The 9,587-nt window shown below is 70.9% G+C and carries 17 protein-coding genes; all 17 read right to left on the reverse strand.

Annotated features, from left to right (window positions below):
- Window positions 1–52: 52 nt before the first annotated feature.
- Window positions 53–394: a hypothetical protein gene (locus tag OG718_RS35815; protein ID WP_328846145.1), complete on the reverse strand. Its 342-nt coding sequence runs from the start codon at window positions 392–394 to the stop codon at window positions 53–55.
- Window positions 391–906, reverse strand: a complete 516-nt coding sequence (locus tag OG718_RS35820; RefSeq protein WP_328846146.1) for a hypothetical protein — start codon at window positions 904–906, stop codon at window positions 391–393. The genes OG718_RS35815 and OG718_RS35820 overlap by 4 nt, the downstream gene beginning before the upstream one ends.
- Before the next feature lie 66 nt (window positions 907–972).
- Entirely contained in the window at window positions 973–1,302 is a 330-nt protein-coding gene (locus OG718_RS35825) for a hypothetical protein (protein WP_328846147.1), read from the reverse strand.
- The gene (locus OG718_RS35830; protein ID WP_328846148.1) at window positions 1,299–2,126 is read right to left on the reverse strand and encodes a hypothetical protein; all 828 of its coding nucleotides are present in this window, start codon (window positions 2,124–2,126) and stop codon (window positions 1,299–1,301) included. The genes OG718_RS35825 and OG718_RS35830 overlap by 4 nt, the downstream gene beginning before the upstream one ends.
- Before the next feature lie 86 nt (window positions 2,127–2,212).
- Window positions 2,213–2,650, reverse strand: a complete 438-nt coding sequence (locus OG718_RS35835) for a hypothetical protein (RefSeq protein ID WP_328846149.1) — start codon at window positions 2,648–2,650, stop codon at window positions 2,213–2,215.
- 127 nt (window positions 2,651–2,777) lie between these two features.
- Window positions 2,778–3,428, reverse strand: a complete 651-nt coding sequence (locus OG718_RS35840; protein ID WP_328846150.1) for a hypothetical protein — start codon at window positions 3,426–3,428, stop codon at window positions 2,778–2,780.
- Window positions 3,425–3,679 (reverse strand): hypothetical protein, encoded by a 255-nt coding sequence (locus OG718_RS35845; RefSeq protein WP_328846151.1) that lies wholly within the window; start codon window positions 3,677–3,679, stop codon window positions 3,425–3,427. The genes OG718_RS35840 and OG718_RS35845 overlap by 4 nt, the downstream gene beginning before the upstream one ends.
- Window positions 3,676–4,125 carry a hypothetical protein gene (locus OG718_RS35850; RefSeq protein WP_328846152.1) on the reverse strand — a complete coding sequence of 150 codons (450 nt, stop codon included), beginning with the start codon at window positions 4,123–4,125 and terminating at the stop codon, window positions 3,676–3,678. The genes OG718_RS35845 and OG718_RS35850 overlap by 4 nt, the downstream gene beginning before the upstream one ends.
- Complete coding sequence (locus OG718_RS35855; protein WP_328846153.1) at window positions 4,122–4,664, reverse strand: RusA family crossover junction endodeoxyribonuclease; 543 nt, start codon at window positions 4,662–4,664, stop codon at window positions 4,122–4,124. Before OG718_RS35855 ends, OG718_RS35850 begins: the two co-directional genes overlap by 4 nt.
- Complete coding sequence (locus OG718_RS35860) at window positions 4,661–5,119, reverse strand: hypothetical protein (protein WP_328846154.1); 459 nt, start codon at window positions 5,117–5,119, stop codon at window positions 4,661–4,663. The genes OG718_RS35855 and OG718_RS35860 overlap by 4 nt, the downstream gene beginning before the upstream one ends.
- The gene (locus OG718_RS35865) at window positions 5,116–5,373 is read right to left on the reverse strand and encodes a hypothetical protein (protein ID WP_328846155.1); all 258 of its coding nucleotides are present in this window, start codon (window positions 5,371–5,373) and stop codon (window positions 5,116–5,118) included. The genes OG718_RS35860 and OG718_RS35865 overlap by 4 nt, the downstream gene beginning before the upstream one ends.
- A complete protein-coding gene (locus OG718_RS35870) occupies window positions 5,370–6,284 on the reverse strand; it encodes a hypothetical protein (RefSeq protein WP_328846156.1) in 915 nt (304 codons plus the stop codon). The genes OG718_RS35865 and OG718_RS35870 overlap by 4 nt, the downstream gene beginning before the upstream one ends.
- A complete protein-coding gene (locus tag OG718_RS35875) occupies window positions 6,281–7,171 on the reverse strand; it encodes a PD-(D/E)XK nuclease-like domain-containing protein (protein ID WP_328846157.1) in 891 nt (296 codons plus the stop codon). The genes OG718_RS35870 and OG718_RS35875 overlap by 4 nt, the downstream gene beginning before the upstream one ends.
- Window positions 7,168–7,656, reverse strand: coding sequence for a hypothetical protein (locus tag OG718_RS35880; RefSeq protein WP_328846158.1), 489 nt, complete (start codon window positions 7,654–7,656; stop codon window positions 7,168–7,170). The genes OG718_RS35875 and OG718_RS35880 overlap by 4 nt, the downstream gene beginning before the upstream one ends.
- The gene (locus tag OG718_RS35885) at window positions 7,653–8,342 is read right to left on the reverse strand and encodes a hypothetical protein (protein WP_328846159.1); all 690 of its coding nucleotides are present in this window, start codon (window positions 8,340–8,342) and stop codon (window positions 7,653–7,655) included. Before OG718_RS35885 ends, OG718_RS35880 begins: the two co-directional genes overlap by 4 nt.
- Window positions 8,343–8,448: 106 nt before the next feature.
- Window positions 8,449–9,174: a hypothetical protein gene (locus tag OG718_RS35890; protein WP_328846160.1), complete on the reverse strand. Its 726-nt coding sequence runs from the start codon at window positions 9,172–9,174 to the stop codon at window positions 8,449–8,451.
- Window positions 9,171–9,548, reverse strand: coding sequence for a DUF6197 family protein (locus OG718_RS35895; RefSeq protein WP_328846161.1), 378 nt, complete (start codon window positions 9,546–9,548; stop codon window positions 9,171–9,173). Before OG718_RS35895 ends, OG718_RS35890 begins: the two co-directional genes overlap by 4 nt.
- Window positions 9,549–9,587: the final 39 nt, after the last annotated feature.

Below are 9,587 nucleotides of genomic sequence, written 5' to 3' on the forward strand. Positions count from 1 at the left end.
AGCGGTAGGCCGGCGGTGACGACGACGAGGGCGACGAAGCCGAGGACGTAGATCACGGCTGCGCCTGGTCGGCTTGCGTGGTCTTGTGGCCGCACTCGGTGGGGCACTTGCAGACCGCCTCGGGCTGCGCCACGTCGGGGGCGCCCAGTAGCCACGCTTCGGCTCCGGCGCGTTCGTTGGCCCGCACCGCGGCCTCGAACCGCTCGACGGCGTCCACGAACCCGGGGCGCAGCGAGAACCCTCGGAGGGCCTCACGGGCGGCGTCGAGGTCGCTCATGGTCGTCTTCTCCTCGGCTCGGGCGGTCAGGAAGGCTCGGAAGTTGGCGACGGCCGCGCGGTCGCCGGGGGTGAGCTGGACGCGGGGGTCGTTTCCGCAGCGAGGGCGGGCGGTCACAGGTACTCGCCTCCGGGGACGTCCTCGACGTCGAGGACGACGGGAGGCTCGGCGGGCTGCTCCTCGGCGGCCGGGGCGGAGTGCACGGTGAAATGACCGTCGGGGTGCCTGACGAGCCACTCACCGAAGCGAGCCACGACACGGTCCTCACCGGCCCCGACGCGCAGGCCGACGACCTGGAGCGTGCCGCCGACTTCCTGCCAGTAGCCCTTGGAGAACACCCACGGGCGCAGCTGGTCGACCTCGTGGGCGACGCGCGGGTAGCTGCGCTCGGTGAGGCGCCACGTCTTGCAGCTCGCGGCCTCCAGCTCGACGAGGGGCCGGCAGTGGTCGCACTCCCCGCGCACGTCCCCGGCTGGTAGTCCGTGGACGGCGCGGTCCATCTCGGCGTCGGTGACGTCACCGAGGAAGGCCCCGCAGCCGTTGCAGGCGCGCTGCACGGTGAAGGTGGTGCTCTCGTGCCCGTGCTCGTTGGTGGTGACGCGGTCGGGGGTGTGGGTGCGAGTCGTCATGATCTTTCTCCGTACATGTACGCGCGCGTGATGACGCGGAGGAGGGCGGAACCGGATGCCGCGCGGTCAGGCGGTGTTGGGCGGCTTGCGGGGGCTGTGTGTGGTGGTGCCGCGGTATTGGCGGTCGGCGAGGGATGGGGAGGGTGCGCGGTAGCCGTGGCGTGCGAGTCGGCCGTAGACGGCTTGGTGTCCGACGCCGAGGACTTTGGCGAGCCGGTAGACGGTGACGCCCTGCTCGATGAGCGACTGGAGGGCGGCGGTGAACTCGATGCTGGTCTGCCGCTTCGGGTCGTCGAGGGGCGTGTTGCCGTTCACGGTTCGGGCGATGGCGTGCATGGCGCGGAGTTCGTCGGCGACTTCGGGGGTGATGGTGCTGGTGTGCGGGTCCCGGGTCATGCGCTGTGCCTCTCGGCTCGGGTGGTGGCGTCCTCGCAGCGGGCGTGCACGGTCCGGCCGGGGCGCTGCGGGTCGGGGAGGATCGGGCGGCTGCACTCGGTGCAGCGGCTCCACGTCGTGGGGTCGTCGTGGTCTGGTTCGTGGGAATCGATCTGGTCTTCGGGAGCGCCCACTACCTGAGGTTGGAAACCGACCTCAGCCCCGTCATGGGAGAACCCTGGGAACCCCCCTGGGTTATTCGGGCCGGAGTGGCCCGAACCGGTCGGGCCGGAGTGGCCCGAACTCCAACGGGCCGGAGTGGCCCGAACTTCGTTTTCCGTACCGTCGGTAAGTTCGGGCCGGAGTGGCCCGTTCTGGTTCGGGCCGGAGTGGCCCGAACTTTCGTCAGGCCCATCCGTCTCCTCCGACCACTTCGGAGGCCGCTTGCTGTTGTCCCGGGCGGTCGACTTCAGGTAGTCCTCAGCGGCCTGCCAGTCCGGGAACGGGTGCACGACGATCACGTACCGGGTCGCCTTGCCGCGCTTGCGCTCGCCGAGGGTCTGCACGACGCCGGCGCGCATGGCGGCCTCCAGGTAGCGGCGGGCGTCCTTCTCGCGGCAGCAGGAGGCGGCGGCGATGTCCGTGATCCGGATCGGCTTCCGGTCTCCGTTGAAGGCGACCTCTCCCGAGGCGCTGGCGAAGTTGCGTAGCTGGCACAGGAGCAGAGGCAGGCCGGATCGGCGCAGGTAAGGGGACATCTGGCGTGTCCACTTCCACGACAGGGCGTTGCCGAAGGCGTTCGGCACGCTGCCGCTGGTGCGGCTGTCCTGCTCGTCGGTGCTCAACTCGGGTCTTCTCTCGTGATGTTGCGGAACCGATACGGCAAGATCCGGGCCCGGGGCGGCCGTTCGGGTGCGCCCCGGGCGGCGGGTCAGCGGACGTACTCGTCGCGGCGGCGCTGCTCCTGCCGCGCACGGTGAGCCTTCAGCTCGTCCTCGGTGGGCTTGCTCGACGTGACGTCGAGGAGCGCGGCGTCCGGGCGCTGCGGGCCCTCACCGACCTCGTCGAGGGTTCCGTCGATCTGGCGGCCCCTCCACATCGCGCGCTTGGCGTCCGCGAGGGCGGCGGCGTCCTCGTCGCTGCGGGCGACCTCGCAGGAGGTGACGCGCACCTTGACCTCGGGGTCCTTGTCCTCCTGCTCGGCGTGGCCGGTGTAGGACTTGGAGGTGAGTTCGACGATGGCGAAGACGACGCGGCCGGGCTTCTCGAAGAGGGCGCGGCGCATCTCGCGGGTGAGGCTGACTTCGATGGCGCCGGCGGCCGAGTCGAGCTTGACGGTGGGGACGTCGGCGGGGCTGAGCTTGGGCATGTGCTGTGCCTTTCTCGTGGGTGGTGCCGGGTGTGGGGTCCCGGGGCCCGCCTTGGGGGGTGGTGGCGGGCCCCGGGGTGGCGGCCGCGGCGTAGGGGCGCCGTGAGCTCGGCCGCCGGTCTGGTGGTCAGGTGCGGTCGGCGATGGCGCGCAGCTGCTCGATGCCGGGCTGGCCCTTCTTCACGAGGGCGATGGCAGCGGCGTACTCGGGGAAGGCGTCCTCGAGGTGCTCGGCGTGCGTCGTGTCGGCCGACGTCCAGAGGTCGAGCAGCTTGCTGGCGAAGGTGCTGGGGGGCCATCCGCCGAGGCGCTCCTGGAAGAGGACGTGCGCGGCGGCCTCGGCCCCGATGGTGGGCTCCGGGTTCTCTTCGAGAGCGAGGCTCATCTCGCGGGCGGCGGCGGCCCCGAGTCCCTCGACGAACGCGTCCCGGCCCTCGTCGCCGAGCCCGGGGGCGAACCCGAAGTGCACGCGGATGATGGGCGTGGGTCCGGCGTTGAGGGTGAACTGGTGGTCTTCTGGCTCCAGCCCGTCGGCGCCGAGTTCGACGGCCCATCGCGAGACGTCGGCGGCCTTGCCGAGCAGGTCGTCGATCGCGCGGTGCGCCTTGTCGAAGTCGTCCTCGTCGAGCTGGTCCCACTGGAAGTCGTCCCGGCTGGGGATCTTGTGGCCTTCCATCTGCTCGCCGATGCCGGAGAAGTCGGGGTCCTCGGTGGCGGTCTTGTGCTGGCGCGCGGCCTCGGCGAGGAGGTCGGCGGTGGTGTACGCGTGGTCGGTCATGAGCGGGTCTGTCCGTTCTGGTGGTAGGCGTCGGCCGCTTCAGCGGCCTGGATGGCGAGGGCGGACTCGGCGCAGACCTTGTGTGCGTGATGGCGGCCGCGGTCGAGGAGCTGCGTGGGGAATCCGCAGTAGCGGCAGGGCCGCGGGCCGTCGTAGTCCCAGTGCGCGGAGGAGGTCCAGTCGAGGAGTTGGCCCGGCCGGTACTCGGCCTCGGGCTTCGGCGGCGCGCGGCGGCGCTGGCGGCCGGTCACGCCGACGGTCCGAAGATGTCGGCGTACAGGGCGTCCACGCGCTTCTCCCGCGCACGATCCGCCCGGTCTCCGTGGTGCCCCGGCTTCACGCAGTGCTCGCGCCCGCAGGAAGGCAGGGCGTACCCGTCGGGGTCTCGGCCGTTGGCGATGCGGAAGGCGAGCCGGTAGCCGGTGTGGAGGACGCCACCGTGACGCAGCAGGGGCGTGCCCTCCGCGCCGTGGTGGCCCGTCCACTCCATGTGGTCGTCGTCGGTCGGCTTGACCCGGCGCCAGAACAGGTCTTCCGGGGTGGCTGTGGGCCTCCGTCCGGGCTTGGACTTCGGGATGCCCAGGGCCTGCCGGGCGGGGCGCACGGTGGCGATCGGGTCGACGCCGAGTTCACGGCCGATGGCTCGGTCGGAAAGGCCGGCGCGGAGCAGCTCGGCGACGTCGGCGCGGACGTTCATCCGGTCACCGCCTCGTCGAGCGGCCAGACGCGGATCACACAGCCCGGCATCGACAGCACGTCCGGCACGTCCGTGCCCGCGTAGAACTTGCCGAGGCGGCCGTAGCCGACTACGCGGGCGTCGTCCGCCCACACGATCCCCTTCAGGGCGTCCTCGGTTGAGCGGAGGATCTTCGAGAGGTCGGGCATACCGTGCGGGCGTGGCGGTGCGGCGTCACGCAGGAGGTGCGCGTTCCTGCCGGTGCGGTAGTGCCCCTTGGGCCGGGCGAACGTGAACACCATCGAGGCGACGAGCGGGCCGTCCAGCGGCGTCCAGTCGGTGAGCCCCTGCACGGCGTCGAGGGCGGCTTGCTTGACGTCCTGACGCCACGGCTTGACCTTCTTCGAGGACTCGATCATGACGCCGTTGCCGACGTGTCGCTTCGAGCCCTGCGGGGCGGGGAGACCGTAGACGGTGAGGGAGATTCCCGGGGTGGGCCGGGGCCCGGCCGCCGTGGTGGCGGCCGGGACCTCAGGCTCGAACAGTGCGGGCGTACTCACTCGCTGCTCGCCCACGCCGTGACCGCGGTACGAACGGCGTCCGCTCCCGACCAGTTCGGGGCGTACACCTCCGGCGGGGTGTCCCCCCAGAGCAGGGCCCGCACGGCGACTGCGACCGACGTCGGGTCGGCGTACCGGCCGAGGGTCGGCAAGAACTCCGGTTCGTGCTCCAACTCGCCGTGCGCCTTGCGAGGCGCCCACTGCCACTGCTCGGCGGGATGCTCCCAGACGAGGGTGATGCCGTCCTCGTGGGCCTCGGTGTTGAGCCCGGGGGCGTCACCGCCCCAGATGAGGACGGCGCTGAGCATGGTGGCCACGCCGGCGTCGGCGTCGGTGCGGTACCGGTCGATCTCGGCCTCGGAGGTCCATGCGTCGGTGGGTTCCAGGCCAGCAGCGGCGAGGGCGTCCACGACTGCGGTGATGTAGGGGTCGTGGGGCAGGGTGTGGGCGGTCATGAGTCCCCCTTGGTCGGTGTGCTGGTGAGCGGGTCGTGCATGGTGTGGGTCCGGCACGTCCAGCACTCCCGACCGCCGAGGCGGTAGAACGCGTGCAACGTGTCCCGCTTCTCGGCCGGGCACCAGGCGAGGTCGTTGACCATGGCCTCGGCGGGCCGCATGAGGACGCCGAGCGGGACGGTCTCCTGTACGCGGCGCGGGCGGTGCTTCCCCGCAGGGGCGACGATCTGGCGCAGAGCGCGGAGCGGCCTCACGACTCTGCCCCCGCGCCCGGCTGACGAGCGGCCGGCCACTGCCCACCCTCGGCCGCCTGCTCCGGTGCTGCCGGGCTGCTGTGCTCGCTGGCCTGCCGGGTGATCTCGGCGGCCGTCACGCGCTGCTGCGGGAACTCCTCGTCGACCGTGACCTCACCTCGGCGGATCGACTCCGAGATGATGGACAGCTGGCCGAGGTCGAGGTTCGTCCACTTCCCCGACGCGCGGCCGGACCGGTTCTCCTCCAGCTGCTCGACGGTGACGCCGAGGGCCTCGAAGTGGGCGATGCAGTCCGCGGTGCGCTGCGCGAGGGGCTTGTCTCCCTGGCCGTTCTCCACGGTGTTCGTGGCGATCGTCTTCGCCTGCTCGCGGAACCAGTCCGGGAGCACACTGAAGATCATTTCCCTGAGCCTTCGGGCGCCGTTGTTGCTGTTGTTCTCGTAGACGTCCCGCGGGTCCTCCAGCCGGGTCCCACCGTTGTCCTTCGTCCACCTGGTGTGCGGCACGATGAACGTCGTGGACGCGCGCTCGTTGGTCTCCAGGTCCCACGCCCACGCCTGCATTTCCGACTCGCCGTTGGCGTCGTCGCGGCGCAACTCATGGACGCCGTAATGGATGTTCGTCCAGCAGCGGGCCAGCTCCTTCGCGAACTGGATCGTCTCGCCGGACACGTTGGACGTGCCGCGGCGGAAGCGGAAGAAGCTGCGGACGGCGAGGGTGTGCTGGGCGAAGCCGGTGCGCATCTTCTGGACGGCGAGGGCCTCGTTCCGCGGGAACTGGCGGGCGACGATCACGGCGGCCTGCACCTCGGCGACTGCACGGGACTGCTCAACCGCCGTGCCCTGCCCGACAAACGCAGGGGCAGGCGCGGCCGGGACGGCGAACTGGTGCTGCTCGACGGGGAAATTCACAGGTACTCCAAGGTGTCGCGGGTCTCCGCGTAGGGAGGCAGGGAGACGGGAACGACGTCGTCGCTGTAGCCGGGCCAGTAGCCGGACGCGGTGCACTCGGCGAAGGTCTCCAGCGCGCGCCGGTTGCGGGCGGCGCCGATCCGCCGGGACGTGGCGTTCACCTCGATGACGGTGATCACGTACGGGGCGGTCTTCTCCTGGCAGACGAAGACGAACGCAGCGTCGTCGTCCGCGATCCCGAGCGCCTTCGCGCCGGATCGGTAGGTGTCGTCCTGCTGGTGGTAGCCGTACTCGTCGATGTCCTTCGCGAGCTTCTCGGGGTTCGCCGAGCGGCACGTCTTGTAGTCCGGGATGATCAGCCGCCCGGAGCGCGGGTTCGGCAGCCAGTCGAGGCGGGCCCGCCGCATGACGCCCGTGCGGTCATCGCGCCAGAACAGGGACTGCTCCGGCTTGCCGCGCTCGGGGTCGAACAGCAGGGAGGCGACGGGGTGGCGGCGCAGCGCGTCCGCCATGTCGTGCACCTGCTGGTAGTCGACCGGCTTCAGCGGGATCTCGCCAGCCTCGCGGGCCTCGGCCACGTCAGCCTTCGCGACCTTCGTCGTCCACATCTCGTGCTCGATCAGCCGGAGCGCGGGCCCCTCGCCGAGCACGAGCTTGTGGGCGGCGTTGCCGATGTCCCACACCTTCTTCGGCGCCTGCGGGTGGTCCTGCTCGTACCGGAAGATCGCCGGGCACGAGGGCGGCAGAAGCTTCCGCGCACCGCTCGACGACAGCGCGTACCGGTGCGAGTGGTACGTCTCGTTGTCCATGTCGTAGATGCCGGGCTCGGTGATGGGAGCCGGGCCGGCGGCCGAGGCCGGAGCCTCGGCCTGCACGGTTGTCGTCATCGGGCAGCGCCCTTCCTGGTCTCAGCGGGTGTGTAGAAGCGGCGCGGAGTGCCGTCGCCGTGCCGGTCGAGGTGCCCGTCGCGGTGAAGAGCAGCGAGGTAGCGGCGGACGCTCGCGCGGAGGACATGCGTTCCGGCGATCTGGTGCCATGTGCGCCTGGTGCGGCCGGTGGTCCACTCGCCGCCCTCTGTGCGGATCGCCTCCAGGACGAGCTGGCGGGTGTTGCGCACCGGGTGGGGACAGTTGGGGTCCCCGCTGAGCCGGTAGAAGCGGACGCCTCGATGCTCAGCGGGTACGAGGCGCCCGCGTCGGGCGAGATCCCGGAGGTCGCGGCGCGCGGTGTTCCGGCTGATGTCCTTCCACGGCGACGCTGCGTAGATCCTCAGCGCCAGGCCGGTGGTGACGAGGCATCCCTTGTTCCGCACGACCGCCAGGAGGAAGGTGCGGCGGGTCTCGACGTCCATTGCGTCGATCGCGGCAGTCATCGGGCGCCGCCCTCCTGGCCGAGGGCGTCGGCGATCTGGTGGATCTCCCAGTCGCTCTCGGGGTACGCGCACTCGGTCCACTCGCCGTGGAAGTGCTTCCAGCCGAGGGCCGTGCGCTCACCGGTGCCGGGGTGGGTGGTGATGGCGTCGCAGCGGAACCGCCAGTCGGTGGTGTCGCCGGGCTCCGTGTACGTGCGGCCGACCTCGAAGAAGTCGGGAGTGGCCGTCGCCGCCGAAGCGGTGGCCTTCTCCTCGACGAGCCCCGCCCGCTCGATCACAGCCATCGCGGCAGCCAGATACTGCGACACGAGGAGCAGCGCCCTCGGCAGGTCATCGCTCAGCGGCCAGTGGCCGCCACGGGATCCGATGACGTGCAGCTCGTGCCGGGCGGCGGCGCCCTTCAGCCACGACAACTCGCGAGCCGTGAGCGGTCCACCGGACCCGTTGCGGATCTCGGTGATCCGGTCGTCCGTCGGGACCGATGCCGGGCACCACGTGGGGTGCGGAGTCTCGTCGCAGACGCACGGGCGGACGGCGTAGGAAGTGGCCGCATCCGCAGGGGCGGTGACCTCGGCGAGCACCTCGGCGCGGTATGCGTCGAGCTTCTGCTTCAGGTCCGAGAGAGTTCCGAGAGGAGCGGTGTCGGCCCGTCCGTACTCGTCGATCAGCTCGTCGCGGGCACTCATCGGCGGCCTCGCTTCCACAGCGCGACCGTCTTCGGGATGTCCACCGCGGCGAACACGAGGAAGATGACCCACAGCACCGCAGCCCAGAAGAGTCCCTCGACGACGCTCACTCGTCGGCCTCCGCGTCATACTCGGAGGCGATCTCCAGCGCGGTCACGATGTAGCCGGTGACGATCTCCTTGCGGCCGACCGTGGCGACCAGCTCATCGATTCCGTCCTCGTCGTCCTCGATCCAGTCGAGTACGGCCGTCGGCTTCTCGCGGAGCATGAGCGTGTCGCAGTGCAGGCGAGCCGCATCCTTGTTCCGGTAGCGGCCGAGGACGATCGCGTCGTGCGACGCCCGGTACACCGTCAGCGGGGGCTCCTCCGCGAGGAACTCGGCCACCTTCGGGAACTGAGCGTCGACCGAACGGCGGACGGCCTCCAGCTCGACGACCCGGGCCCGCTCAGCGTTAGCGATCCGCTCCAACTTGGTGATCTTCTGTGCCTGGCGCGCAACCGTGGCAACCGCCTCGGCGATACGCGTCCGCAGCTGCTCGTTCTCTGCCTCAACATCGACCAGCCGACGGAGCACAGGGCCCATCCGCTCGCCCATGTACGAGGAGAGGTTGAGGCAGTAGAAGTCCTCCCACTTCGGGTGGTCGTGCTCGCGCCGGTTGCGGACCGACTCGCCGAACGACACCAGCAGGGACGACGCCGCAGGCTTGGCGGCCCCGATCAGGCTGAGGACCATGTCCCGCTCCTGCGGCGTGAGACGCTCCGGTCCCACCGGCATCGGGAGCGCGCCCAACTCGCGCACTGCCTCCGCTGCGTTCGTGATGGGCTCGCTCATGCCGAGACCTCCGCAGCGTCCGCCGCGGCCTCAAGCACCGCGACAGCCGACTCCGTGGTCCGCCCCTCGACGTCACCCCACGCGGCGACGTGCACCTCCAGGTAATACGGCTCGTCGTTCCACGCAGGCTCGCCGTCCACCTCCAGACGACCGGCCAGCACCTTCACCGCCAGCTCCGACAGCGGCGTCTCGCGGTGCGGGTTGTCGCCGTGCGGCGAGGCCACGCAGCGCAGGGCCGCCACGATCGACAGGGGCCGCGTCGAGTGCGGGGTCTTGGTGCGGCGGTCGAACGGGTCGGGGCAGTAGTCGCCCTGGTGGTGGCCGTTCGCCACGATCAGGCGAGCCGCCGCACGGAACGCTGCGGGCAGGTTCATGGACCGGACCGGAAGCGGTGGCGAGATGGGTCGGGCGGT

The organism is Streptomyces sp. NBC_00258 (assembly GCF_036182465.1).
Taxonomy (GTDB): Bacteria; Actinomycetota; Actinomycetes; order Streptomycetales; family Streptomycetaceae; genus Streptomyces.